Source organism: Kordiimonas lipolytica (genome assembly GCF_001550065.1).
This window is the reverse complement of record NZ_LRUB01000024.1, coordinates 139,914-165,357: the sequence shown is the minus strand read 5'-3', so window position 1 is coordinate 165,357 and position 25,444 is coordinate 139,914. Positions and strand designations below refer to the sequence as shown.

Sequence of the window (25,444 nt, the reverse complement as noted above, 5' to 3'; positions counted from 1 at the left end):
TTTGGTACTGCGGCACCGGTAGCTAATTTTACGAAATCTTTTTCATTGCACAGCATGATCGATAATTTGTTCGAAACCAAAAGTTTATCGTACGTACGGGGCAAATTCAAAGCATACATAACACTCGTCGTTGGTATTGATCAGACAACACGTAGCTGTTCTTGATGATACACCTATCATGGTCGAGCATAACTTATCAGTACGGCGCGATACTTTCCCTTGAAGACAAAGAGACTACCGGCACCGGCACCGATCGGGCCCAGTTCGGAGGTCAAAGCGCGTAGGTCATCGACAGATCCGGCGCCGCCGACGACAGTCATCGGTGTCGTGATAGCCGCACGGACCTTTCTGGCCAGATCAAGGTCATAGCCCTGCATAATTCCGTCTCGGTCAATCGAGTTCAGCACGATTTCGCCTGCGCCAAGTTCGGTGCATTGAACAGCGAAAGTGACTGGATCGATATTGTGTTTTTGCTTGGCGTTTTGCGAATAGACCCGGTAGCTTGCGCCGAACAACCCCTCTTTCTTGACGTCAATAGTCACCACCACGCTTTGCCGCCCGACACGTTCAGCCATCTCGCGCACCAACTCGGGGCGCTCCAGCGCCGCATGGCTAACCGAGACTTTTTCGTACCCAAGCGCGATGATTTGAGCTGCGGTTCCCGCGTCCTGAACACCGCCTCCGTAACACAGCGGCATTCTGCTTTCGGTAGCGATGTCCCTAAGGAGCCCGAGATCAGGCCCCTTGCCCGATGTGGTTGCGTCAATGTCAAGCAAAGTCAGTTCATCGACTTCCTTCTCGTTGAAAATTTTCACCGCATTGATCGGGTCACCAACATATTTCGGGTCACCAAATTTTTGAGTTTTGACAAGCCCGTTGCCGCGCAACAAGAGGAAGGGCGTGATCCGAGACTGCAGCATCATTCGACCTCCACGAAGTTCTTGATCAGGCGGATACCATTCGAATGACTTTTTTCCGGGTGGAACTGTGCCCCTATGATGTGGCCCTTGCGTACGATGCATGGCAGAGCGCTTCCGTAGGATACCGTAGCAACTATATCCTCTGGATTTTGCGCATCGAAAAAAAATGAATGCAGGAAATAAAAGCCGCGCCGCAGATCGACGCCCCTCAGCAGCGGGTCAAATTCCTCAGTCGCGATACTATTCCATCCCATATGCGGCAAGTGTGGGGAAGGGCCAAGAGTGCTTGTTTCGATTTGGGTCACATGACCAGGAATCCAACCCAACCCCCTACGGGCCCCTTCATCGCTTCCATTCGCTAGCAAGTGCATTCCGACGCAAATCCCCATAATCGGCTTGCGTTTAACCAGAACTTCAACTTCGAGCGCCGAGAGTATCCCTGAAACCTGCAGCGTTGCAATTGTTGGATCAAAAGCACCGACACCCGGCAATAGGAAATGGGTGGCGGTTTTGAACGCCTCAGGCTCAGCGGAAATGACAAAGGGAATCCTTTCGCGCTCGCAGATATTGGCGATCGCCCGAATATTACCGGAACCGTAGTCAATGATACACAGTTTAGCCATCACCGCTTTATAGACCGCTCGACGCCAACAGCACGCAGAACCTTTGCCCCGAGGTTGAAAAAAGATTCTTGGTTGCTGTAATCTTTGTAACTTTTCAAGGGCATCGTATGGTAATGGCGCAACTCATCAATGGTGATACCCAACTTTTTTGCAATATAGGCGAACTCGTCCTCGATGGTGTCAGGGTCATACGCTGGCACTTTCAGTTTTTCCAAAGCCTCTTCGCGGGTCATTTGGTGCGTCACAACCAATGAAGAATACTGCACTTTGCGCGTGTCGAAGCCAAATCGGGTCGGCATCCAATAGCCTTCAAAGAATTTGGTAAAACGACTTTCAAAATGCTTCTGAGGATATGCGCGCCAGCCATACTCATCGCGCAGCGTCTTCATCGCCACCTCCTTCGTGTAAGGCATGTAGTTTAGTGGCCGGACCACTTTGACTTGGCGTAAATAACGTAAATAGAGCTTGTGGGACAAGATTGAACTGAATGGATAATTTTTAAGCGGACGCGTGCAGAACCGTTTACGGATATCATTGATCAACCACATATCCGTTCCATAGTATAACCACTCTAGGGGGTTGCGGATGCATTCGGTCGAAATGTTGCCACCATTCATAATGTGCTTTACGTTATATTTGTTGGCAAACTTGTATAGAGTAGCAAAAAAAGCATGATCCTGCGGGATGTCAATTTGCGATATCCCCGACTTGAAGAATGCCAACTGGAAATCACGCATGTCCTCCCAATCGATGACCTCAGTGAACAGGTCCAGTCCCAGTTTGTCGACTAGCATCTGAATGTTGTTGACGGCAAGATCACTGTTCCAGCCGCCATCTACGTGGAACACGAGAGGGCGCAGATCGAACTCTTTGACTAGAAGATGCAACATATATGAACTGTCAAGTCCACCGCTAAGGCCGAGAATGCAGTCGAAATCATGGCCTTTTCCGACTTTGCGCACTTCGCTAATTATAGCGGAAAGCGCGGCCCGGCCCTGCTCATCAGGGTGCCAGTTCGGTTTCACGTTTTTTTCGAAATCACGGCAATGGTCGCACACTCCGTACTCGTCGAAAGTAATCGCAGAGTCGGTCGTGTCCATAACGCAGTTGGTGCAGATCTGATAGGTTCGGGTCGAGGGTTTCAACTTTGATAACCTCCAAGGTTAAAGATATTACACTCAAGCTTTGAGGAGACGCATTGCCAGATTTTTGTAGTCCAATGTCTTTCTAGCAAAGCGCAAGGCTATCGAGCGTTTGTCAATGCTGTCCCAAGTCAAAGCATCGCGCATTGCGTTCAGCAGGGTTTTTCGGTCGTTCACTAGGGTTGCGCCAGCTTTAACGTAGGGTTGGTGTCCAGGTACGTCAGCTATTATTACAGGACACCCACAACACAAAGCGTTTTGCATGGTAACCGATTGCGTGCCGGGTTGAAGATAAACGTCAGCAGCGCAAAGAAGATCGTTGAGTTGCTCGGAGCTTTTCCAGCCAAGAAAATTAATCCTTGGGTCTGTCTCGATCTTTGACAACAAGTCCTCCTTGATCTCGTCGACCAAAAGGCCAGTGATCCAGAACCTCAGGTGTGACCCTTCCATTTGGGCAAATGCTTCAAGACTGTCGGCCAGTTTCTTTCTTTTACTCATTTTTCCGGACTGAAGGAAAACAAATGCATCGTCCGAAAGACCGTATTGAGCACGCGTTTTCAACCTGCGATCGGAAATCTCAGACGGTGCTAAAACGTTACCGCCAAGTGGAAAAAATTCAAGTCTGTCACGCGAAACACCGTAAAGTTCCGACATGAATTCCATAGATTCTAAATTGATGCACAGAACCTTTCGGATGTGTGGCAACGCGGTTTGCATTCGATTTCTGTAAAACAATCGGTGTAAGATGTTCTTTGATACAAAATTACGCGCGCTGTTATTGAAGTCCTCATGACTGTCTGCATACAGCAGAACATTGGGGTGGCTAGCGGCATATCGAGCTACGGTAACAATCTCGTTTCCGGCACATCCATGGAACATCATTGCTTCCGGTCTAAAATCTTGGATCAACTTATAAATTCCTGGGTGAATTCGAAGCTTTCGCGCTATTTTCTGCGGTAACCAACTAACATATGGGACACGAATAATCTTTGCACCATCTGATCCGATGTAGGTTCTCGGTTCAGTGTAACGCAAGCCGCCTTTTCCGTCGAAGGTCTCTGTCGAAGCGATGACCAAAACATCGTGACCTCCGTCAACGTGTTGACGAACCAAATGGTTCTCTTGGTATCCTGCATCATCAATGTAGAAGCAGGACAAACACAGGTGCAGGATCTTCATTTTTTTGCCCATTCATTCAAGAACTCTTGCGGATCATCAAACCAAATTGCCCAACGGCCGAGTTCTTCATCTGAAAGGTGCCACCATTCCGTCGACAAAAGCTTTTCAATGACTTCTTCAGAAAAGCGTGTTCGGAGCACTTGTGCTGGGTTGCCTCCCACAACGGAATACGGAGGAACATCTTTAGTAACAACGCTGCCCATCGCTACGACAGCACCATGACCAATCTTGACACCTGCTCGTACACGGCAACCATAGCCCAACCAGACATCGTTGCCGATCCAAGTCCTTGGCAGATCAAGATATTCAAACCTCGAGAACTTTTCTTTTACACTATCTCGGTGAGACAGAAAGACTGGACTGGTTGAAACAAAGTGCATCGGATGATTTGAACCACCCACAACAACATTATCCGAAATGGAACAAAAAGAACCAACGGACACGTTTAGAAAAATACAATCATACCCGCAGTAGGAATGCCGCCCGAATTCACTACTTACGACTTGGCTTCCGGGTTCGATTTTCGACGTACGATGGATAAATGAATTTCTAACCGCGGCAGGACGCAAGCGTTTTAATATTCTAGAAAGAATGTACCGCAAGTCTCTCAACAGATTCAGCTTTCGATTGAAGCGGTTTTCTTTTGGCATCTTATCCATCATTCACGTTGTGGTAATTCGCTTTGTGAGCTAAAAATTTATTTCTATCTTCAGTCTCTGGCGGAGACCAAAATCACGATGGAATAGATTCCATAATGAAAAGCCGAACCGATGGCAAAGCCTAGCACCGGGTCAACACCACCCATCGCATAGCAAAGCCAGATTGAGCCGACCTGAAGGACAAATCCAGAGACCTGAACTAGAAGTGCAACTAGCTGTTTCGATTTAACATGCAGTACAGTTGCGACTGGTACAACAGAGAACTGCAACAATGCAGCGGGAATTAACCACGAAAGGTACTGTGCAGCACCTATCCAGTCATCGCCGAACAATCTTACAGTCAGTGGCTCAGCCAGCAAAGATAGGAAAATTGCCAATGGAAAAGCCGACATAAACAACGTTAACCATAGCCTGAGGGTGAAGAAAAATAGTCTTTTTTTACGGTCAAGTTCTGGTGCCTCGCTCAAAAACACACGTGACAAGTTCCCGCCAATTAATCCGACAGGGATGCTCGTCAGTCTTTGTGCTACATAAAGCAATCCTCCAGCCTCGTATCCTACCAACGCGACAATAAGGATCATCGGCAAGTTTGCACTAGCAGAATTAAAGAGTGCTTCGGGCGTAGAATAAATGGGAAATCGCCAATTTTTTCGAAGCGCGGCGAAAATATCAAAACGCGTCATTTTTTTTAAAGCATCGAGATTGATCCACACAAGGCTCCAGGCCAGAAACAGTGCGCCCATCCCCATATAGATCGACTGACCGACCAGAAGTCCGAATGCGCCAATGCTAAGGAAGCCCATGCCGATTTGCGAGCTCGCGCCGATCAACCCACGCACAACATGAGAAATGGCTAAACTCCTAAATTTTTTCATGCGAATCGCCCAGTATTGGATGAGCGAGAATATCGCAGCCGACCAGAGTGCCAGAACCAACAACCACCAATAGGATATGATTACGTCTTGTATAGTATCTTCCCACAACTCGACGGTTGCTAAAAGCGCTACGGCATAAAAAACGGAGATAAGCGTTGCGCTGACAAAGGCAAGCGTAACTAAACCCAAAGCTTCTCCATCGTCTTGCGGGATCGGGATCGCTAGGTCGAACCGAAAACAAGCCGCTGGCAAAAGTAGGAGAACCAAAGAAGAAAAAGACGCAAGTACACCAAAATCCGCAGGGACATACAATTGCGTGGCAACCGGCAATGCGAAAAACATTATCGCCTGCCCAGCGGCGCTACCACTAGCGAGGGCCATAAACCGTTTGAACATAGGATTTTGCAGCACAGCGATCACCGGAGTGAACTCAAACACGCGCTGGCTGCTTGATGGTGCTGCTTCCCATTGATGCCAAATTCCTTGAGGAACCGAACAACCAAACCGCAAAGGTGCCAACAATAATTCCGTGTGATAATAGTGCGGTAAGAAGATCTGCATCGGCCCAAGCAACACGATAGGGCAAAAACAAGATTGCCGCTGGAATATAGGGATGCACTCCGGCTTCTATTAGCCGCCGGTTGATACGAATAAAGGCACCAATAATACTTCCATAAACAACAACACCAACAACACCAAGTTGGGCAAATCCAGCACCTACAAGGCCTGAGTTAAAGTTTATGTCCATGTCTGATCGCAAAAAATCACCCACAAGGCGAGGCAGGAATACCCGTGTGTATTCATTGCTCACAACTGGCGACAAGAGATTGTCCGCGAAAAATACTTTTGGGTTCTCAGCAAAGTAATTAACCCATGAATATGTCGCAGACGCACCCACAAAGAGAGAGCGACGAATAGCCAGTGCACCGAAAACTTCGAGATTCAAAGCCAAGACAACTAGGTTTAAGACAAGCAAAATAATCCCAAGCAATACGAAACCGTCTTTATATGAAAATTCTTTTCTATAAAGCAGGTAAGCTATCAAGACCAAGCTGGGTGTGAACAGATGAGATCTCTGTTGTGAAACACCGAAATAGATCACATGCAAGGCAAGTGCAAGACCAATCATCCAAGCTGACTTCCGTTGCAGTCCTATCGCAAGAATCAGGGGTGTAAATACTTTTTGCGCCCAAAGATTGGTGTAAGCAAATAACCCGATGTCTACGGTGTCCGTCAGATCACTCCGAAATTCATAAACCCTGCCAATATCGAAGTTCATTCCGAACAACGCTCCCGAAATCGCTGCATTCAACAAGAACAGGACGGCGAAAAAGATGCTAAGCGTAAGTAGATATTTGCGGCCATTATTCGGCAAGGCTATTTTGACTTTTCTCATGGAACTCGTAGCACTTACCAAATAGGCTGAGCCGATTGCGAGCGCGGAAAGAAACAAGGTGTATCGAGACCTGTCATCGTCCATGCCATAAATTGAAGCTACGGGCGCGTAGAGGAAAACTATTCCGCTAAAGAATGCGAGCCCACCAGCCGACCTCGAGGAGAAAGGAACAAAAAGCAGAACCAACGCCAACCAGATAAAGGACTCAAGATATTGGAAAATTGAAAAATTGATCACAAACGGGGTCAAGAAGTGATTTGCGAAAGCATCGGTCAAATAGGTTGCATAAGATATATCCAAAGCAATCTTGAAAAATACACCCGCTGCAATGTATCGCCAACGATCCGACATTGAAATCTTATTTGCTGAGAATATAACCACTAAATCTATCCAAAATTTATCATGACCCTGTTGCACAAATCACCAAAGGGACAAGTTTCTCGTTCCCACCGACAGACTTTTTCCAACGATTTAGGTGACGGATATGCCGAGTGCGGCTAGGCTATTCAGAACGGCGAACAAACCTGAAATTCTGTAAACAGACCTGCACTACATGCCCGCTATCGGCCGTGCTCGCTGGTCAGCTTAACCTCACAATATCATCTCAAATCGTCAGCGGACCAAGGCGCTTCAGCGCTTCTTTAAAAGCCCCCTCAGTTCTTGGTTTTATAGGTCGGAGTTGTCTGCCAATCCCCATCAACTGTCCCGCGGGATTTACAAGATGAATTCCAAATTCGATTTGCACAACAGGGCCCGCTATTACTTCACAAAATCAGACTTCCGTCACGCCCGTTTAGAGATTAGGTAGTTCTCCAATGCAAGATACTTTAGGCCACTATTATGGAATACGCTCAACGCGTCCTTGGGTGACATAACTAACGGATAGCCATGAAGATTGAACGACGTATTCAACACTACAGAAGTGCCTGTCAAATCATAAAAGTGCTTTATGACGCTCCAGTACCGTGGGTTAGCCTCACGCGTCACCATTTGTGCACGCGCAGTCTTGTCGCGTGGATGGACCGCAGCCAATATTTCCCTACTTTTTTCAGGATAGGTATCAAACGCAAACATCATGTAGGGTGAATGAATGCCTTTGGGGTTCACGATATAATCATCAGAGTATTCAGCTATCATCGACGGAGCAAAGGGCATCCAGAAATCCCGCATTTTTATCATAGAATTAATACGCTCGACATTTGGCCACTCCTTTGGATTAGTCAAGATTGATCGATTTCCAAGAGCACGGGCACCCCATTCCATACGACCAGCAAATCTTGCAACAACATTGTTTTCCGCAATTAATGTAGCGACTTTCTTGTCAATATCTTCAATAAATTCGTATTCAAAGTTTTCGGAGCTTTCTGTTTTTAAAACAGATTCAATTTCGTCATTTGTATAGGATCTACCCAAGTAAATATCATGGAGCTTCGTAAGCTTTTCTGCAGATGAACCCTTCTCGATGCTCTTTAACCACACAGCTCCAAAAGACAAAGATTCATCCCCACAACTCGGAAAAACGAATATCTCTTCAATTCCATCAATTTCGCTTGCAAGCTTGTTTGCCTTAACGTTCATAAAAACGCCACCGCCACAAACCACACGGCTGATCCCTGTATGCTTGACAGCATTCTTAATCCAAGTGGTCAAAAGTTCCTCGGTGAACATTTGTACGCCACCGGAAATGGCATCAAAACGTTTGAGCTCCAAATCCTTGCGCAAACGCTCATAAATATAGTTCATTTTGAGGTCGCCGACCGCCTCGAAACCAAGACCGTCCTCACTCACTTTCAGATAGCCGTCGAGGATCTCTTTGACTTCAAGGGCATACTTCGCATCAGCATACGGTGCCAACCCCATAACTTTGTACTCATGCTCCCATGGCTTAAGGCCCAAGTAGAATGTTATTCGAGAATATATTTTGCCTAGGGAATCATTTCGACCAGTCGCACTGATCCTGGTCATCTTGTCGCCAACACCAATGGAGACAGTAGCTGAAAGGTTATCACCCGCTCCATCACAGGTTAACACCAAGGTCTCTTTATCAAAATCAAAGCCAGAACCGAAATAGGCCGCAGCCGCATGTGCCAAATGATGGTCAACGAATGAAATTTGCTCAGGTTTGACACCCAGTTGGTCTATAACCTTCTGCATTCTCTCGGCTTTGCGCCGCTGCTCATTCTTCAGAAGCTCCTCTTGTGTAAGCTTCTCATCATTAGCCTGCTCCTTTTTTCCAACTTTGTACCATTTAGATACATCAGAGAGGTGGTCTGCAGTATGCATGTATTGGCTCGCAAAAACGACGTCCTCAACTTCCGACTCTTGAACGCCCGACAGGCTTAGCACCTCTCGAACTGAAAGCTCAGGATAACCCACTTCATTTTTGACACGAGTCAGACGTTCCTCACAGACAGAAGCTTCAATTTGCCCATCCTTCAGCAATGTTGCCCCGCAGTTGTGCCCATCATGAATACCCAAAATAACCATACTCTTATTTCCTTTCCCTATCGAATTTTAGCTAGTTCGGGCCCCAACAAGGCAAACAAGACATGAGCCTGCATCCGATTGCCGCCAATCGTTCACTATTTTTGTTAAGCCTTAACGACATTTTCCATTGGTGTTCGGTAGACTCCTCGGCTGTCAACAATGACTTGCGCATTCTCAGCTATCAAGTCGTAGTCAAATTGCGCATGGTCTGTTGTCAATACAACTGCGTCATAGTTGGCAATAACTTCCGATGACAACTCAACTGAACTCAGATTGAATTTGTGTTCCCGCATTTTCGGGAACACGGGCACATGCGGATCAGAGTAGGAGACATCACACCCCCCTTCGCGCAACAACTCCATCACCTCAACCGAGGGGCTTTCGCGCATGTCGTCAACATTCTTCTTGTAGGCGATACCAAGCACGAGAACTTTGCTACCCATCAGCGACTTTCGACGTTCGTTCAGTGCCTTAACAAGTTTGCCAACTACATATTCAGGCATCGCACGGTTGACTTCGCCTGACAATTCGATGAAGCGCGTATGCAGACCATATTCGCGCGCTTTCCAGGTCAGGTAAAATGGGTCGACCGGAATACAGTGCCCGCCCAGACCTGGGCCAGGATAATAAGGGGTAAAACCGAAAGGTTTAGTGGCAGCGGCGTCTATTACCTCAAATATATCTATGCCCATACGGTCAGCTACAACCTTCATCTCGTTAACTAACCCGATGTTGACTGCCCGGTGAATGTTTTCCAGCAGTTTGGTCATCTCTGCCACCTTGGTCGATGTAACAGGAACAACATGGTCAATAGCTTGACCATAAAGCGCTTTGCCAACCTCAAGGCAGTTAGGCGTGTGCCCACCAACCACTTTTGGAATGGAGTTTGTTGTGAAATTTACATTGCCAGGGTCTTCTCGCTCTGGGGAATAGACTAAAAATATATCTTCGCCTACACATAGGCCGCTCGAGGTTACCTTTGGTAACAACTCTTCCTCCGTCGTTCCCGGGTAGGTAGTGCTTTCCAGAGAAACAACCTGCCCCTTTCGTAGGTGCGGCACAATTGAGTTAGTGGTGTTGATCACAAAACTCAAATCAGGTTCGCGATACTTGTTCAGAGGTGTTGGTACGCAGAGAATAAGGGCATCTGCTTCGACAGCACGACTAAAGTCTATGGTACATTCCATACCTGAAGCCACTGCAGCTTTAACCTCTGCACTATGGATATGCTCAATATTGGAGTATCCGCTATTCAACTCTTTGACCTTGATCTGATCAATATCAAAACCTAGCACTTTATATCCAAGCGCTGAAAAACGTAGTGCCAATGGCTGCCCGACATAACCCAAGCCAATGATGCCAATCGTGGCATCGCGATTAGTTAGTTTCTCAATAAGTTCCGAACACGAAAAGTGCACTCTTATAATCCTTTAATTCAGGAAACGCGTGTCCATATACCACGGGTATCAATGATAATACCTTGCGGAATATCCATACCACGAAAGCTTTCGTGATCAACCAGCAGAAGGTGAATAGTTGCTTCTATGGAAAGATCACACAGTTGGATGTTTTCCGCACAAAGCATTTCCGGCAACGCTGTGATGTTTGGTTCCACGACAAAAATTGGACCATTGTGTTTGGCCGCCAGCTCTTTAGCAATTGTCAACGCGGGACTTTCACGGAGGTCGTCAATATCTGGCTTGAAGGCCAGGCCATAGATCGCCACCGTTACATCAGCCGCAGTCTTGCTCGGGTTCTCCATTAAATGAGCACCAATCGCAGCTCGGATCTTGTTTAACACCCAATTAGGCTTGCTATCGTTAACTTCCCGCGCTGTACGTATCAAACGCGCCTGTTCAGGGGCCGAGGAAACGATAAACCACGGATCGACTGCAATGCAATGTCCACCCACTCCCGGGCCTGGCTGCAGGATATTCACGCGAGGGTGCCGGTTGGCAAGCCGGATCAATTCCCATACATCCATGTTGAGTTCATCGCAGATCAAAGAGAGCTCATTTGCAAAAGCAATGTTCACATCCCGAAAAGCATTCTCGGTCAACTTCGCCATCTCAGCAACCCTTGGGCCGGAAGCAATCACGCAGTCCCCAGTTACAAAGGTTTTATAAAGCTCCACCGCACATTTCGAACACACTGGCGTGATACCGCCAACGACCCGGTCATTGGAGATCAATTCCTGCATTACTTTGCCTGGTAAAACCCGCTCCGGGCAATGCGCGATGCGGATGTCGGAAGCCTCTCCAGCATGCTGAGGAAAGCTTAAGTCTGGCCGTGCTTCGGCCAGCCAATCTGCCATCGCCTCTGTTGCCCCCACAGGCGAAGTACTCTCAAGAATTACCAAATTACCTAATTGCAGAACGGGCGCGATTGCCCGTGACGCAGCCTTGATATAGGATAGATCAGGTTCATGATTTTGCCCCTTAAACGGGGTCGGCACAGCGATAAGAAAAGCCTCAGCCTCTTCGGGTTTTGTGCTGGCTCGCAGATAACCTTCTTTCACAACAGCCCGCACGACCATATCAAGATCAGGTTCGACAATATGGACTTCGCCGCGATTAATAGTGTCAACCGTTTGCTGATTTACATCGACCCCGACAACCTCTATTTTTCGAGAGGCGAACATCGCTGCGGTCGGTAGGCCTATATAACCTAGCCCAATAACAGAAATACGTTTGAAGGGCTTTTTGAGCATCAGCTTGCGACCTTTTCCATGTCAAAGAATGCCAGAATGGCATCACGAATGCGCACCGACGCATGCCCATCGCCATATGGGTTGTGTGCACGAGCCATCGCCTCAAACGCGTTGTCATCATCCAACAGTCTACTTACTTCACGCACAATCAAATCGGCATCCGTGCCAACCAGTTTGACCGTTCCGGCATCGACGGCCTCAGGCCGTTCCGTAGTTTCTCGCATCACCAAGACCGGCTTCCCTAACGAAGGCGCCTCTTCCTGCACCCCCCCAGAATCGGTGAGAATAATATCTGCACGGCTCATTAGGTGGACAAAAGGTAGGTAATCCTGAGGCGATATAAGTTGAACGCGCTCACATTTAGCCAAGCTACCTTCAACAGGGCCTTTAACATTTGGGTTCAGATGAACTGGGTAGATAATCTGAACATCGTCGCGCTTAGCTAGCTTTGCTAGAGCATCGCAAATTCTTTGAAACCCTTCACCGAAACTTTCACGTCGATGCCCGGTTACTAAAATCACACGCTTTGAGGGATCAATACCGAATTCCGTGTCAAAGATAGCTCTTTGCTCTGGATCGATTTCAAGCTTGGCCACCACGTCAAGCAAAGCATCAATGACCGTATTGCCGGTGACAGAAATCGATGCAGGTAATATAGATTCATTTTTCAGGTTCGCCGCGGCTTTTTTTGTTGGCGCGAAATGCAGTTGTGCAATCGTACCAGCGACCTTACGATTAATCTCTTCAGGCCAAGGAGAATAAATATTTCCTGTACGTAACCCCGCTTCGACATGCCCAACAGGAATTTGCTGATAATAGGCTGCTAGCGACGCTGACAAAGTCGTCGTCGTATCGCCATGGACGAGCAGCAGGTCCGGTACAAAATCTTCAAAAATCAGCTTTAGCCCCTTCAGAACTGCAACCGTAATTTCCGTTAGGCCTTGACCTGGCCTCATGACATTAAGGTCATAATCTGGTTTGATATTAAACAGCCGCAATACCTGGTCAAGCATCTCCCGGTGTTGTGCTGTTACCGCGATACGCACATCAAGGCCAGACGTTCCCTTGAGCTCCTCATAAACCGGTGCCATTTTAATGGCCTCGGGCCTGGTGCCAAATACCATTAAGATCTTTTTCATAGAATTACCCTTGGAACACGATGGGCTCTGAGAAGCCAAATCATATGCTTGACCTTTATGCTGCCTTTGTTGAACGTCACTTGTTTGGGTATTCCTGAAATAATCTTAGCGCTTCAATGCGGCCCGCGAATGGCTCACAAAGACGTCTGAGCCGGTGAATCTTCCAAATCAGATTGAAGCGCATCAATCTCTTCTTTAAGCGCTTCATACTCTTCCATTTTTCGCGCTAGGAACGCGCGGGTTAACGCTGCCTTCCTTGCAATACCCTTTGGCGTCAAGACATAGGCATATCTACGCTTGTCTTCTGCAGCTGTAAAATTCCCCAACTTCACGAGCCCTTTTTCGATCAGGGCATTCAACACGTAATGCATCCCCCCCACGCTGACCCCAACCACCTCAGCTAGCTCTCGCTGCGACATTTCCGGGTTTTCCTGAAGGAGCCGAAGGACGCGAAAATGCGTATCTTCTTGAAGCTTGGTGCGCTTACTGGTCATTTTGGGATTTTCTCAGGCTACCGCACAAGGACAGCCTGCGACCGGCGCCTTGTTTTGAGCAAAAATGATATCGAGAGTAATTTCCTCATCGTTCAATTTTGAGCGGTATCATATGGCATGCGCGCAAACAAGCGGGAAATTTGATGTTTATTGCGAAACCTCGTACCGACACGCGTAGAAGCATGGCTACACTGAAGCATTCTAGACTCTGCGGAGACTCACTTACTCAGCAGTCGACGATGTCAGCAATGACACATAGCCTCGATTTGTTACGAACTCATAACAGAACTACCTGGTCAGAATAAGGGTGGATTATGACCGCCACTGGCCGCAGCACCCAGAGATGGGCGCGGCGTGCAACTCTTAAGCAATACACCGGGACGATTGAAGGTTGGGCAAAGAGGGCCCTGCGATTGACCTACGCATGCGTTATCAGGATAGCCAATGTAGTTGGGGTCCTTAAAAGGGTCAAACACACCTACGGCCAGCCAAAGACCTTTCGGGTTTTCTACAGTCCGGAATTTATTAGCAAAGATCTTAGGTCTGTGGGCCTATATGAATGATGTAACACTTTGCTTCAGTAGAGCAAGAAAACCGACAGACAATGTCATTCATTGGCAGGGTTTGGTAAGGATGCTTGAATATATTATGATTTTTATACCTAAAAGAGGTACAGTCAAAATGTGAAGTCCGGCACTCGGATTATAACGAAGTTAGGCCACAAAGTTCGATCGGCAATAAAACTCTAATAAAACTGGTTCGTGCCTATGGGTTGCCACGCCAACCCATAGGCATAAAATCTGAATTTTCTTGTTTCAGAGGCCCCAAAATGGGGACAAGCTCATATAAACTGTCAGCATGTCAACACTCAGCTTGGTTAAACCACCAACACCTCCCGCAAATAGTTTTAGGTCGTAAGAAAATAAATCTGAATTAATTCCCGTGGCTATTCCGCTTCTACTACACTGGCTTCCGTTCCTAATTTCGCCATTCTAGATGTCATAGAAACCGTCAAACCTAATACCAACAACTGCGCCAAGACAATCAACCAGCTGTATTCGGGTCTCCACAAGGCGGCCAATACCGCTGTTGCTGTATAAAGAAAGCTGAACGCCAATCCTGCATGCCGGTGAACTGTTTTCATCAGTAGGTGATGCAGATGGTCCCGTCGAGGATGAAACGGGCTCAAGCCTTTAAGTACACGCATAAAGATGACCCGAAGGCAGTCGAATGTCGGCAAAGCAAGCCACACAACAATTGTGTCTGCATAGACCGGGGTTTCAGGTTCCGCGCCATACATCATGATCGCCGAGGCCCCAAGAACGAGACCAAGGGCATAAGCGCCACCATCACCCATAAAAAGTTTGCTCGGCATATTGAAGGCAAGGATTACCAACAGAGTCATTGCTAGATACAAAAAAACCGTCGCCAGGTCGCCAGACGCAAGGTTGGCAAACATCAGTAGCCAGACAATGCCTTGCGAGAGTATCCCTCCGTTGAAGCCGTCCATCATGTTGAGGGCGATCACCAAGCCAACAAGGCAAAGGGCTGTGAATCCGATGCCTCCTATGAAGCCCAAGTCAGAAGTTTGACCCCAAGACCAGACAAGCTTGTCAATTAGAAGGTCGGGCAACAAGAAAAGCAGGAGGCCAACGATTGACCAAAGAAATACAAAACGGGTCCGCCAGGAAAGCTTGAGGCGATCATCGACGATACCTAAAACCCCGATCAGAAAAGCGCATATGATAATAGGGAGAAACACGGTTGCCTTACCCCAGAGGGCAGCCCCTATAGCCAGAGCAACGAGGCCACATAAGAGGAGCACCGAGCCTACCTGTGGTACCATACCATGATGTTTCTTATGAGCTTCAACCTTTGGGTCATCCAGCAACCCCAGAGAGAGACCCACAAAGAGGGCTTTCTTGCCAGCGAAGAAAGCGGCCACAAGCCCTAGACCTAACGTAATTTCGTACAAATTCCTGAACCCCCACATAGTTTTGGATTGTTTTTATCTGGCGAAAATCACCACCGTCCCTATGAACTCGATAATAGCGAGCCAACCCTTTAATGGCAATCTCTGCCGCTCCATCCCTATATCTTAGAATGAATAAACTGGACCTACGGCTTGACACAGATATCTGCTTGCATGGTTCTGAACTTTAGCCGTTGCCGCGTTAATAACGGGGATAGGTTTCCCCAAAAAACCCCGAGGACTCATATATAGGCCGCACCAATTTTCGCAACCAATGGAAACTCTTTGGGGTCAAGCAGATAGACCGCCTATCCGATATATTATGTCATCGGAGAAACGGAGGCAGGTGAAACCATTCTTCTGGAAAATTTAATTCCGCTAGATATTCAAGCGCTTCACAGGGCATGCTAGCGCTTGATCAACCATCGTACGGTGATTAACAGCCAATTTGTTAGCGACGACCTCAGCCCTGTATTTTTTCAATAGACAGCCAAAAGTAAGGTCATTGTCGCCAATGCGGCCAATCTCGCCACGGTCGCCTTTGGCGTCCATGTCGCGCGCCCATACATGCGCATCGGATTTTTTGTTGAATGTCTTAGTGATACGCAGTTGGCCAGCACGGCGAACTTGCACCTGCCACTTGGACCCCCGCTTACGGATATTTGCCATCAAATGTCTCCGCAGTTGTGACGTGAGTGCGACAACACGGAAAACAGACTCGACTCCACAGCATATGAAAGCTGCTAAGCTGTTGATAATGCTGGGAGAAGATGGAGCGGGCGATGAGATTCGAACTCACGACCCCAACCTTGGCAAGGTTGTGCTCTACCCCTGAGCTACGCCCGCTCAATCGCGTATCCGGCCCGGAAGGCCGGCGGGGTAACAGGCGGCGCTGCCGTCTGCGTGGCGGGATAATAGCTATGAGCGCACCCTTTGCAACACCTTTTTTTATTTTTTTGAAAAATTGCATTAACCCCATGATTTTCATGGATATTTGTGCGATATATCAAGCTGAATTCGCCGCATTATTTGGGAAAAATCATGGAATCGCCCCTATCGGAAGATGATCTTTTCGCCTTTTTGGCCGGGCTCGGCATTGAAACCGAAACATACAGGCACGCTCCCGTCTTCACTGTTGAGGAAGCACAGGCAGAGCGCGCGCACATGCCTGCAGGCGGCGGCCACTGCAAAAGCCTGTTTGTCCGCGACAAGAAAAAGCGCCGCGCACTGGTGATGGTGGACGAGAACAGGCGGGTCGACCTCAAGGCGCTCTCGGGCGCGCTTTCCATGGGGCGGCTGTCGTTCGGCAGCGCCGACAGCCTCATGGATATGCTTGGCGTGATCCCAGGCTCGGTTACGCCTTTTGCGCTCATCAACGCGCGGGTAGAGGATGGCCAGGAGCCCCCTATGCTGGTCGCGCTCGACGCCGCGATGATGGCAAAGTCGCCGCTTTACTATCACCCGCTACACAATGCCGCCACCACGGCAATCAGTCCGGACGACCTGGTGCGTTTCATCCGCGCCTGCGGCTATGAACCCGTGACTGTTGACCTTGACGCACCAGAACCCGTATCCAAGCCCGCGTCCGACGCCAAGCCTTGATCTTAGAAATTCCCGATTTCCACTCTGGCAAACGCGCAGGGAAGCGCTTATGGTCGGGACGGAACCAAAAAGTACCACAGCAAATCCAAGAGTGTTGATTATGGATCAGTTTATGGCAGGCGACGCTGCACAGGCAGGCGCACAGGCGTCCATCAAGGACGCGACAATCGAGACCTTTCGCGATGATGTGATGATGGCGTCCCGCGAGGTGCCTGTCATTGTGGATTTCTGGGCCGACTGGTGCGAGCCCTGCAAACAGCTGATGCCGGCCCTTGAAAGCGCCGTGAAGGCTGCGGGCGGCGCTGTGGCGCTGGTCAAGGTCAACGCTGACCAGAACCAGACCCTGTGTGCCCAGCTTCAGGTCCAGAGCCTGCCAACGGTGATTGCATTCTGGCAGGGCCAGCCAGTGGACGGTTTCCAGGGTGCTGTGCCGCCTTCGCAGCTGAAGGCCTTTATCGACCGGCTGGTTGATATGGCAGGCGGCAGCGGCCAAGGCGGCGATCCGCTTGCGGAAGCGCTGGATCATGCCGATGCTGCCCTCGACGCGGGCGAAGCCATGCAGGCCGGACAAATATATCAACAGGTGCTGCAGCACGACGAAGGCAATGCCCGTGCGCTTGTGGGCATGGCCGATGCCTCGCACCGGTTGGGCCAGACGGAGCAGGCCCAGGCACTTCTGGACGCGCTGGACGAAGAAGCCATGAAGGACACCAAAGTGGCCGAACGCGCTGGCCGCCTGAAAACCGCGCTTGAGCTTGCGGCCCAGGCGGAAGGCGCCGGCGATGTAGTTGAGCTAGAAGCCAAGGTGGAAGCCAACCCACAGGACTACCAGGCCCGCTATGATCTGGCGCTGGCACACCAGGCACGCGGCGAAATGGATGCGGCAGCGGATGCGCTTCTAGGCATTATCATGCGTGACCGGGAATGGAACGAGGACGCTGCCAGGCTGCAGCTCCTGAAGCTGTTTGACGCTGCGGGCCCAACCGATCCATTCACTCTCAAATACCGTAGACGGTTGTCGTCGGTTCTTTTCAGCTAGGGGTTTGTTGTGACGGTTGAGAGCAAAACATTCGAAGCCTTGCCGTCCGTGATCCCGGTCTTTCCGCTGGCTGGAGCGATCCTGCTGCCAGGTACCAGCCTGCCGCTGAATATTTTCGAGCCCCGTTATCTGCGCATGGTGCGCGACGCCATTGAAGGCCACAACCTGATCGGCATGATCCAGCCCAAGGGCAACGGCCATGAGACTGTCCCTGACCTATACGGCACGGGCTGCGTGGGCAGCATTTCGGACGTTCAGGAAACCGATGACGGACGCATCCTGATACGCCTCAAGGGCCTGTCCCGCTTTGATGTGACGGAAGAATTGGGCGTGACCACACCTTACAGGCAGGTGCGCACCAACTGGGAGCCCTATAAGGCCGACCCATGGGGCGGTACCGGCAGCAAAGGCGTGGACCGGGACCTGTTACTCAGCGCCCTCAAGGGCTATCTGGACACCAAGGGGCTCGACGCCGATTTTGACGCCATTGCCTCAGCACCCGATGATATATTGGTAAACACCCTGTCGATGATCGTACCGCTTGCGGTACAGGAAAAGCAGGCGCTGCTCGAATCCGCCACGGTGCCCGAAAGGTCGCTGCTGCTGCAGAACCTGCTTGAAATGGCGTCTGCGGACAGCCATGGTGGCACAGACCATCACTCTCCTGACCACCGGTCCCACTAACCGCGTTTTGAGGCCAAGCCATGAGCAACCCGTCCCGCAGCACTGCTGACCCGAAACTTCTGGAACTTCTTGTGTGCCCCGTGACCCACACAACGCTGGAGTATGACCAGTCGGCGCAGGAACTGATCAGCCGCAAAGCCGGCCTTGCATTCCCGATCCGCGACGGTATTCCGATCCTCCTGTCTGACGAGGCCCGCCCGCTCGAGGACTAGGCTCTCAAGGATTTACCCTCAGCCGTCCTTCTTGCCCTTCATGCTTTCCCCGATCGATTTCATCAAGTCGATCGGCATGGGGAAGATGATCGTGGAGGTCTTGTCAGACGAAATGTCATGAAGGGCAGAAAGATACCTAATCTGCATCGCTTCCGGCGTTTCATGCAGCACCTTGGCGGCCTCCAGAATCTTGCCGGCGGCCTGGGCCTCGCCCTGGGCTGAAATCACCTTGGCCCGCCTGATCCGTTCTGCTTCCGCCTCCTTGGCGATCGCGCGGATCATGGATGGGTCCAGGTCCACATGCTTCAGTTCCACATTGGCGACCTTGATGCCCCAGGCGTCTGTCTGTTGGTCGAGTATCGTGCGGATATCATCATTCAGGCGTTCGCGTTCCGCCAGCATCTCATCAAGCTGGTGCTGCCCCAGCACTGAGCGAAGCGTGGTCTGCGCCAGCTGGCTGGTGGCAAATTCGAAATCCTCGACCTCGATGATGGCGCGCCTCGCATCGACAACGCGGTAATAAACCACCGCATTCACCCGCACGGAGACATTGTCCTTCGAGATCACATCCTGTTCCGGCACGTCCATCACCATGGTGCGCAGGTCCACCCGGACCATTTTCTGGATCACAGGAATGATGATGATAAGCCCCGGACCCTTGACCTTCCAAAAACGCCCCAGAAGGAAGACCACGCCGCGCTCATACTCCCGCAAAATGCGAAAGGCAGACAAAAGAATAAACAGGCCGAAGATAGCCACGATATAGCTGGAATAAAGTATGTCAGTCATCGGCGGATGCCTCCTTGGCGTTGGATTCCTTAGGGCTGCCCAGATCAAGGGTCAGTCCGTCTATTGCGTGAACGGTCAAATGGTCGCCGGGCTTTGCGCCCTCTGGACCGCGGGCGCTCCAGACCTCGCCGTGTGCGCGGACCGTGCCGGCGCCGTCCGTCCAGGAAAGCACCTCGGCCAAATCTCCCACAAGCGCGTCATTGCCGCTCACGGCCGGTCGCCTCCATGCCCTGACGGCAAAGGTCAGCACAAACAGGAACAGCCCCGCCGTCAAAACCGACACAGTGCCGATCAGCAGCGGCGACAGGCTGAATTCGGGGATATCACTGTCGATCAGCATGATTGAGCCGATCACGAAGCTTGCAACCCCGCCAATCCCCAGCGCCCCGAAGGCGGGAACAAACGCCTCGGCGATCATGAGCCCAAGGCCAAGGGCCATCAGTGCAAGCCCAGCATAGTTTACCGGCAGCATCTGCAGGGCATAGAGGCCGATAATCAGGCACACACCGCCCACAATACCCGGTGCCCCCAGGCCTGGATTGGAGAATTCGATGATCAGGCCATACACCCCGACCATCAAAAGCAGATAAGCGATATTCGGGTTGGTGATGAAGGCCAAGAAGTCTTCGCGCCAACTGCGGTCCAGCGTCTCAACCGTCAGGCGGTCGGTCGCCAGTAGTTGGGGGCTTTGGTCGACTGTCACCTCCCGGCCTTCCAGCTTTTTCATCATGTCGCGCATGTCGCGCGCCACAAGGTCGATCACGCCGCTCTCAAATGCTTCGCTGGCGGTCAGATTATCAGCTTCACTGACGAACCTTTCGGCGGGCCCGGCTGGACGGCCACGCATTTCCGCGAGCGAGCGCATATAGGCTCGCGCGTCGTTAAGCACCTTGTCCATCATGTCCGGATGGTCGGCTTGTTTCTCAGCACCCTCGCCCGGTGCCGGGCTGCCGGGCATGCCGCCCATCATCACCGGCGTGGCGGACCCCACATTGGTGCCCGGCGCCATCACCGCCACATGGCAAGCCAGCAGGATATAGGCACCGGCGCTGGCGGCCCGCGCGCCGGACGGCGCCACATAACCCACCACCGGCCTGTCGGCCGCCAGGATGGTTTTAATGATATCGCGGGTTGAGGACACAAGCCCGCCGGGCGTGTCGATCCGGATGATGATCAAGTCAGCATTGCGTTTGGCCGCTTCCTCGAAGCCGCGCGTGACATGATCCGCCATCGCCGGGCCGATTGGGCCATCAATATCAATGACAAGCGCCCCGTCCGCGCGGGCGGGAAGGGCAAAAATCAGTAGACTGACAAAAAGGATGACTGCCCGGCGCCAAAGCGCCAGCTTCAGGAATACGCTGGTACACATGTGACCAACAGCATGCATGGGATACCTCTATCCCGAGTAAAACACATTCCCGGGGTTTTGCCCAGAGCAGGTATCGGCAAGATGGTGTGGCCTGATGTCGCCCCTAGGTGAACAGCGCCTTCACGGCAGGCTTTGTTACCTTGCCCATGGCGTTCCGCGGCAAGGCATCCACCAGCAAAAGCGCGCGCGGCAGCTTGTAGGCCGATAGCCGAGCCGAAGCCCAGGCCTGCAGCTCTTCAAGCGTAAGGGTCGCGCCTTCCCTGAGGCCGATCGCTGCGGCGACAATCTCGCCCCATTCGTCATCAGCAAGGCCGACCACAGCGCATTCGGTGATATTGGGGTGCTCCAGAAGCGCGGCTTCGATTTCAAGTGCGGAAAGCTTATAGCCCCCGGACTTGATGATATCCACGGACGACCGCCCCATGATGCGGTAGTAGCCGCCCTCAAGCGTCGCGATGTCGCCGGTCTTGAACCAGTCACCCGCAAAACTTTCCGCGGTCGCTTTCGGATTGTCCCAATATTCGCGGAACACGGCAGGGCCCTTGACCCAGATCTCACCCACCGCGCCTTCGCCGCTGACCACCTTGCCCGCATCATCCACCAGCTGGATATCGGTGCGCGGCATCGGCAGGCCCACCATCCCGGCGCGCCGCTCACCTGCGTACGGGTTTGAAAGCGCCATGCCGATTTCGGTCATGCCGTAGCGCTCCAGCAGTACCTGGCCCGTCAGATCGGACCATTCTTTGTGGATCGAAGCCGGCAGCGCAGCGGAGCCGGACACCATCAACCGCATGGCGCCGAAGCCCTTGATGACACAGTCGCGTTTGCCTGCATTTTCTGGTGCATCGAGCCACTTGAGGAGCTTCACATAGATGGTCGGCACCGCCATGAAGAGCGTATAGGCGCCTTCCGCCACCCGCGCGCAGATGGCATCAGCGTCGAACTTGTCGAACGGCTCGATCGCGGCGCCGGACCACAGGCCGCAGCACAGGATATTCAATATGCCGTGCAGATGGTGCATGGGCAAAAAGAGCGGAATGCGGTCGTTCGCCTGCCATGCCCAGGCTTCCACAAGCGCTGTCACCTGCGCCTCAATCGACGCGTGGGTGGACACTACGCCCTTGGGCTTGTTGGTTGTGCCGCTGGTGAACAGGATCATCGCCCGGCGTGTGGGTGCGATTTGGGGTAGGGGACTGTTGCCCTCAAGGCCGGCGAAATCCAAAACCTCAAGCCCCAGGCGCTTTGGCAGGTCGCCCAGCACCGAAAGCCTGTTGGCCGCCACCACCACACGGCGGACACCCGCGCAGGTCAAAGCGTGCTCAATCTCCGGCACCGTGGCGCCGCCGTTGATCGGCACAGCAATGCCGCCCGCGCGCCAGATGCCCCACTGTGTGGCGGCATAATCAGCCCCCGTGGGCAGCAGGAAGGCGATCCGCTCTTCCTCAAGATCAGCTTTTTCCGCAAGAAGGCCTGAAGCCACAGCAGCGGACCGGTGCAAAAGGTTCTGATAGGTCACTTCGCCACCACGCCCGAAAAAGGCGGTGCGATCAGCAAACCCCTTCGCGCGTTGGATGATTGGCAGGTCTGTCATCTCTCAGACGCCGAAGCTGGTGTCCAGCATCGGGCCAAGCGACTTGCCGCCAAACAGATGGATATGCAGGTGTGGCACCTCCTGGTGCGCATTGGTACCGGCGTTCGCCAGCATACGGTAGCCGGGCTCAACAAGGCCAAGCTCGTCGGCCACTTTGCCAACCGCGCGGAAAAAGCCGACCATCAGATCAGCGGGGGCCGAGGCCGAGAAGTCCGCCATGGAGACATACTCGCCCTTCGGGATCACCAGCACGTGGATGGGCGCCTGCGGGTTGATGTCATGGAACGCCAGGGCGAATTCGTCTTCATAGACCTTGTTGCAGGGGATTTCGCCGCGCAGGATTTTCGCGAAGATATTATTGGTGTCATAGGCCATGGGACGCTCCTTCGATCATGTCTTCGCCGTCACTATAGCCCGCCCGTCAGGCCCTTCAAGGCCAAAGAAAAACCCGGCCAACAGTTGCCTGCGACCGGGTCTGACATTCTTTGTTCCAGCAAGCGCTACAGGATGAATTTCGACAGGTCGTTGTCTGTCTCAAGCAGTTCGCCCATATGCTCGCGCACAAAGGCTGCATCCACCGTAATACTGGTGCCGGACTTGTCCGATGCATCGAAGCTGATCTCCTCCAGCACTTTTTCAAGCACGGTATGCAGGCGGCGGGCGCCAATGTTTTCAACCGTCTCGTTAAAGTGCGCGGAGATACGCGCGATCTCGTTGATGCCGTCTTCCATGAAGGTCAGCGTCACCTCCTCGGTGCCCATCAGCGCGGTATATTGGCGGATCAGGCTATAGTCAGGCTCGGTGAGAATGCGTTTGAAGTCCTCTTCCGTGAGAGCGCTCAGCTCCACCCTGATCGGCAGGCGGCCCTGCAGCTCAGGCAGCAGGTCACTTGGCTTTGCCAGATGGAAGGCGCCAGATGCGATAAAGAGGATATGATCCGTCTTGATCGCGCCATGTTTGGTGGACACAGTCGTGCCTTCAATCAGCGGCAGCAGGTCCCGCTGCACGCCTTCGCGGCTGACATCGCCGCCGCGCGCATCCTGGCGGGCACAGATCTTGTCCACCTCATCCAGGAAGACAATGCCGTGGTTCTCCACCAAATGGATCGCCTCGCGGGTGATGCTTTCGTCGTCCACCAGCTTGTCGGCCTCTTCGGTCATCAGCACTTCATAAGCTTCAGAAACCTTTAGGCGCTTCTTCACCTTGCGGCCACCCATGGCCTTGCCAAACATGTCGCCAAGGTTCAGCATGCCAACGCTAGCGCCGGGCATGCCGGGAATATCCATCTGCGGGAAGGGGTTCGAGGTGTCCTCAACCTCAAGCTCGACTTCCTTGTCCGCCAGCTCACCCTCGCGCAGCATCTTCCTGAACTTCTGACGCGTGGCCTCTGACGCGCCTGGGCCCACAAGGCCGTCCAGCACGCGCTCTTCCGCCTGCACTTCAGCCTTGGCAGTCACTTCCTTGCGCTTTTTCTCGCGCATCATCAGGATCGCATTCTCGATCAGGTCGCGGATGATCTGCTCTACGTCGCGGCCCACATAGCCAACTTCGGTAAACTTGGTGGCCTCGACCTTGATGAAAGGCGCTTCCGCAAGCTTTGCCAGACGGCGGGAGATTTCGGTCTTGCCTACACCGGTTGGACCAACCATCAGGATGTTCTTGGGCAGAACCTCGTCACGCATCTGGCCTTCAAGCTGCTGGCGGCGCCAGCGGTTCCGAAGCGCCACAGCAACAGCGCGCTTCGCGTCCTTCTGGCCGATGATGAAGCGGTCGAGCTCGGACACGATCTCGCGCGGGGAAAAACTGGTCATAAGGGGTACTCCTGACTATTCTTTATCGGCACTTGGCGCGGCGTCCATCGTCTCGACCACGACATTTTCGTTGGTGTAGACGCAGATATCGGCGGCGATCTTCATAGCCTTGCGCGCAACCTCTTCGGCCGAAAGCGGCTGGTCATAAAGCGCGCGGGCAGCAGCTAAAGCATAGTTGCCGCCTGAGCCAATGGCGACCACGCCGTGCTCGGGTTCAAGTACGTCACCGTTACCTGTCACTACCAGCGATGTTGCCTCATCCACCACAATCATCATGGCCTGCAGCTGCCTGAGGTATTTATCCGTACGCCAGTCCTTGGCGAGCTCGACGCACGCGCGGGCCAGTTGACCGGGGTGGCGCTCAAGCTTGGCCTCTAAGCGCTCAAAAAGGGTGAAGGCGTCTGCGGTCGCGCCCGCGAACCCGGCAATCACCTTGCCGCCCGCCAGATGCCGCACCTTGCGCGCATTGGCTTTCATCACCGTGTCGCCAACCGATACCTGGCCGTCGCCCGCGATTACCACCTTGCCGTCCTTGCGGACTGAGCAGATGGTCGTGGCATGCCATGTGGGGAGTTCACTATTGAACTGTGTCATATGGGACAGTGTCCTTTTTTCTTTTTGTGGTTCAGCCTCATATAGGAAGCAATCCAGCACGCCTCAAGCCCCGTAAGGGAAATCACAAACAATCGCGCTATAGTTAAAGGTGACGGAATATTGTCTTTTGTTTCAAAAGAAATTGTTCGTCATAATG

General features: G+C 51.9%; 24 protein-coding genes and 1 tRNA gene. 4 read left to right on the top strand and 21 right to left on the bottom strand.

All coding sequences use genetic code 11. From position 1 onward, the window contains the following. Window positions 1–176: 176 nt before the first annotated feature. From KORM41_RS12570 to KORM41_RS12500, 15 genes are all read right to left on the bottom strand, one after another. Complete coding sequence (locus tag KORM41_RS12570; protein WP_068148642.1) at window positions 177–920, bottom strand: AglZ/HisF2 family acetamidino modification protein; 744 nt, start codon at window positions 918–920, stop codon at window positions 177–179. Next, the gene (hisH, locus tag KORM41_RS12565) at window positions 920–1,543 is read right to left on the bottom strand and encodes an imidazole glycerol phosphate synthase subunit HisH (protein ID WP_068148424.1); all 624 of its coding nucleotides are present in this window, start codon (window positions 1,541–1,543) and stop codon (window positions 920–922) included. Before hisH ends, KORM41_RS12570 begins: the two co-directional genes overlap by 1 nt. Beyond that, on the bottom strand, window positions 1,543–2,688 hold the full coding sequence (locus KORM41_RS12560; protein ID WP_269448978.1) for an N-acetyl sugar amidotransferase: 1,146 nt from the start codon (window positions 2,686–2,688) through the stop codon (window positions 1,543–1,545). Before KORM41_RS12560 ends, hisH begins: the two co-directional genes overlap by 1 nt. 33 nt (window positions 2,689–2,721) lie before the next feature. Continuing rightward, a complete protein-coding gene (locus KORM41_RS12555) occupies window positions 2,722–3,864 on the bottom strand; it encodes a glycosyltransferase family 4 protein (RefSeq protein ID WP_068148421.1) in 1,143 nt (380 codons plus the stop codon). Then, window positions 3,861–4,526, bottom strand: a complete 666-nt coding sequence (locus KORM41_RS22390; protein ID WP_156431970.1) for a CatB-related O-acetyltransferase — start codon at window positions 4,524–4,526, stop codon at window positions 3,861–3,863. The genes KORM41_RS12555 and KORM41_RS22390 overlap by 4 nt, the downstream gene beginning before the upstream one ends. Window positions 4,527–4,573: 47 nt before the next feature. Then, entirely contained in the window at window positions 4,574–5,836 is a 1,263-nt protein-coding gene (locus tag KORM41_RS12545) for an oligosaccharide flippase family protein (RefSeq protein WP_068148413.1), read from the bottom strand. Then, window positions 5,829–7,145: a hypothetical protein gene (locus KORM41_RS22030; RefSeq protein WP_197421104.1), complete on the bottom strand. Its 1,317-nt coding sequence runs from the start codon at window positions 7,143–7,145 to the stop codon at window positions 5,829–5,831. Before KORM41_RS22030 ends, KORM41_RS12545 begins: the two co-directional genes overlap by 8 nt. Window positions 7,146–7,577: 432 nt before the next feature. After that, complete coding sequence (locus KORM41_RS12535; protein WP_068148409.1) at window positions 7,578–9,281, bottom strand: carbamoyltransferase C-terminal domain-containing protein; 1,704 nt, start codon at window positions 9,279–9,281, stop codon at window positions 7,578–7,580. 104 nt (window positions 9,282–9,385) lie between these two features. After that, the gene (locus KORM41_RS12530) at window positions 9,386–10,699 is read right to left on the bottom strand and encodes a nucleotide sugar dehydrogenase (RefSeq protein ID WP_068148404.1); all 1,314 of its coding nucleotides are present in this window, start codon (window positions 10,697–10,699) and stop codon (window positions 9,386–9,388) included. 17 nt (window positions 10,700–10,716) lie between these two features. Beyond that, complete coding sequence (wecC, locus tag KORM41_RS12525) at window positions 10,717–11,991, bottom strand: UDP-N-acetyl-D-mannosamine dehydrogenase (protein WP_068148401.1); 1,275 nt, start codon at window positions 11,989–11,991, stop codon at window positions 10,717–10,719. Continuing rightward, on the bottom strand, window positions 11,991–13,130 hold the full coding sequence (wecB, locus tag KORM41_RS12520; protein ID WP_068148398.1) for a non-hydrolyzing UDP-N-acetylglucosamine 2-epimerase: 1,140 nt from the start codon (window positions 13,128–13,130) through the stop codon (window positions 11,991–11,993). The genes wecC and wecB overlap by 1 nt, the downstream gene beginning before the upstream one ends. Before the next feature lie 134 nt (window positions 13,131–13,264). Further along, window positions 13,265–13,624: a MarR family EPS-associated transcriptional regulator gene (locus KORM41_RS12515; protein WP_068148395.1), complete on the bottom strand. Its 360-nt coding sequence runs from the start codon at window positions 13,622–13,624 to the stop codon at window positions 13,265–13,267. Window positions 13,625–14,570: 946 nt separating this feature from the next. Further along, the gene (locus KORM41_RS12510; RefSeq protein ID WP_068148392.1) at window positions 14,571–15,599 is read right to left on the bottom strand and encodes a glycosyltransferase family 4 protein; all 1,029 of its coding nucleotides are present in this window, start codon (window positions 15,597–15,599) and stop codon (window positions 14,571–14,573) included. A 375-nt stretch (window positions 15,600–15,974) separates the two neighbouring features. Then, complete coding sequence (locus KORM41_RS12505) at window positions 15,975–16,265, bottom strand: DUF2188 domain-containing protein (RefSeq protein WP_068148390.1); 291 nt, start codon at window positions 16,263–16,265, stop codon at window positions 15,975–15,977. Window positions 16,266–16,367: 102 nt separating this feature from the next. After that, a tRNA-Gly gene (locus KORM41_RS12500) sits at window positions 16,368–16,442 on the bottom strand. 195 nt (window positions 16,443–16,637) lie between these two features. On the opposite strand from KORM41_RS12500, the gene KORM41_RS12495 reads away from it, so the two are divergent. The 4 genes from KORM41_RS12495 to KORM41_RS12480 all read left to right on the top strand — a co-directional run bounded on the left by KORM41_RS12495 (window position 16,638) and on the right by KORM41_RS12480 (window position 19,133). Next, window positions 16,638–17,198, top strand: coding sequence for a prolyl-tRNA synthetase associated domain-containing protein (locus tag KORM41_RS12495; RefSeq protein WP_068148387.1), 561 nt, complete (start codon window positions 16,638–16,640; stop codon window positions 17,196–17,198). Between the two features lie 100 nt (window positions 17,199–17,298). Continuing rightward, window positions 17,299–18,237, top strand: coding sequence for a tetratricopeptide repeat protein (locus KORM41_RS12490; protein WP_082719914.1), 939 nt, complete (start codon window positions 17,299–17,301; stop codon window positions 18,235–18,237). A 9-nt stretch (window positions 18,238–18,246) separates the two neighbouring features. Next, window positions 18,247–18,921: an LON peptidase substrate-binding domain-containing protein gene (locus KORM41_RS12485; protein ID WP_068148385.1), complete on the top strand. Its 675-nt coding sequence runs from the start codon at window positions 18,247–18,249 to the stop codon at window positions 18,919–18,921. Between the two features lie 20 nt (window positions 18,922–18,941). After that, window positions 18,942–19,133 carry a Trm112 family protein gene (locus KORM41_RS12480; protein WP_068148383.1) on the top strand — a complete coding sequence of 64 codons (192 nt, stop codon included), beginning with the start codon at window positions 18,942–18,944 and terminating at the stop codon, window positions 19,131–19,133. An 18-nt stretch (window positions 19,134–19,151) separates the two neighbouring features. On the opposite strand, the gene KORM41_RS12475 is transcribed toward KORM41_RS12480, so the two are convergent. The 6 genes from KORM41_RS12475 to hslV all read right to left on the bottom strand — a co-directional run bounded on the left by KORM41_RS12475 (window position 19,152) and on the right by hslV (window position 25,287). Continuing rightward, complete coding sequence (locus KORM41_RS12475) at window positions 19,152–19,922, bottom strand: slipin family protein (protein WP_068148381.1); 771 nt, start codon at window positions 19,920–19,922, stop codon at window positions 19,152–19,154. Then, window positions 19,915–21,291, bottom strand: a complete 1,377-nt coding sequence (locus tag KORM41_RS12470; protein WP_082719912.1) for an NfeD family protein — start codon at window positions 21,289–21,291, stop codon at window positions 19,915–19,917. Before KORM41_RS12470 ends, KORM41_RS12475 begins: the two co-directional genes overlap by 8 nt. A 103-nt stretch (window positions 21,292–21,394) precedes the next feature. Beyond that, window positions 21,395–22,882 (bottom strand): acyl-CoA synthetase, encoded by a 1,488-nt coding sequence (locus KORM41_RS12465; protein WP_068148378.1) that lies wholly within the window; start codon window positions 22,880–22,882, stop codon window positions 21,395–21,397. Window positions 22,883–22,885: 3 nt separating this feature from the next. Then, window positions 22,886–23,257 (bottom strand): histidine triad nucleotide-binding protein, encoded by a 372-nt coding sequence (locus KORM41_RS12460; protein ID WP_068148376.1) that lies wholly within the window; start codon window positions 23,255–23,257, stop codon window positions 22,886–22,888. Between the two features lie 125 nt (window positions 23,258–23,382). Continuing rightward, the gene (gene hslU / locus KORM41_RS12455; protein WP_068148373.1) at window positions 23,383–24,693 is read right to left on the bottom strand and encodes an ATP-dependent protease ATPase subunit HslU; all 1,311 of its coding nucleotides are present in this window, start codon (window positions 24,691–24,693) and stop codon (window positions 23,383–23,385) included. Between the two features lie 15 nt (window positions 24,694–24,708). Continuing rightward, window positions 24,709–25,287, bottom strand: coding sequence for an ATP-dependent protease subunit HslV (hslV, locus tag KORM41_RS12450; RefSeq protein WP_068148634.1), 579 nt, complete (start codon window positions 25,285–25,287; stop codon window positions 24,709–24,711). Between the last annotated feature and the right edge of the window lie 157 nt (window positions 25,288–25,444).

Coding starts and splice junctions, on each gene's coding strand:
- hslV (WP_068148634.1), bottom strand. CDS start 25,287: ATGACACAGTTCAATAGTGAACTCCCCACATGGCATGCCACGACCATC.
- KORM41_RS12460 (WP_068148376.1), bottom strand. CDS start 23,257: ATGGCCTATGACACCAATAATATCTTCGCGAAAATCCTGCGCGGCGAA.
- KORM41_RS12470 (WP_082719912.1), bottom strand. CDS start 21,291: ATGTGTACCAGCGTATTCCTGAAGCTGGCGCTTTGGCGCCGGGCAGTC.
- KORM41_RS12555 (WP_068148421.1), bottom strand. CDS start 3,864: ATGAAGATCCTGCACCTGTGTTTGTCCTGCTTCTACATTGATGATGCA.
- KORM41_RS12480 (WP_068148383.1), top strand. CDS start 18,942: ATGAGCAACCCGTCCCGCAGCACTGCTGACCCGAAACTTCTGGAACTT.
- KORM41_RS12490 (WP_082719914.1), top strand. CDS start 17,299: ATGGATCAGTTTATGGCAGGCGACGCTGCACAGGCAGGCGCACAGGCG.
- hisH (WP_068148424.1), bottom strand. CDS start 1,543: ATGGCTAAACTGTGTATCATTGACTACGGTTCCGGTAATATTCGGGCG.
- wecC (WP_068148401.1), bottom strand. CDS start 11,991: ATGCTCAAAAAGCCCTTCAAACGTATTTCTGTTATTGGGCTAGGTTAT.
- KORM41_RS12495 (WP_068148387.1), top strand. CDS start 16,638: ATGGAATCGCCCCTATCGGAAGATGATCTTTTCGCCTTTTTGGCCGGG.
- KORM41_RS22030 (WP_197421104.1), bottom strand. CDS start 7,145: ATGTCGGATCGTTGGCGATACATTGCAGCGGGTGTATTTTTCAAGATT.
- KORM41_RS22390 (WP_156431970.1), bottom strand. CDS start 4,526: ATGATGGATAAGATGCCAAAAGAAAACCGCTTCAATCGAAAGCTGAAT.
- KORM41_RS12535 (WP_068148409.1), bottom strand. CDS start 9,281: ATGGTTATTTTGGGTATTCATGATGGGCACAACTGCGGGGCAACATTG.
- KORM41_RS12465 (WP_068148378.1), bottom strand. CDS start 22,882: ATGACAGACCTGCCAATCATCCAACGCGCGAAGGGGTTTGCTGATCGC.
- KORM41_RS12505 (WP_068148390.1), bottom strand. CDS start 16,265: ATGGCAAATATCCGTAAGCGGGGGTCCAAGTGGCAGGTGCAAGTTCGC.
- hslU (WP_068148373.1), bottom strand. CDS start 24,693: ATGACCAGTTTTTCCCCGCGCGAGATCGTGTCCGAGCTCGACCGCTTC.
- KORM41_RS12570 (WP_068148642.1), bottom strand. CDS start 920: ATGCTGCAGTCTCGGATCACGCCCTTCCTCTTGTTGCGCGGCAACGGG.
- KORM41_RS12475 (WP_068148381.1), bottom strand. CDS start 19,922: ATGACTGACATACTTTATTCCAGCTATATCGTGGCTATCTTCGGCCTG.
- KORM41_RS12515 (WP_068148395.1), bottom strand. CDS start 13,624: ATGACCAGTAAGCGCACCAAGCTTCAAGAAGATACGCATTTTCGCGTC.
- wecB (WP_068148398.1), bottom strand. CDS start 13,130: ATGAAAAAGATCTTAATGGTATTTGGCACCAGGCCCGAGGCCATTAAA.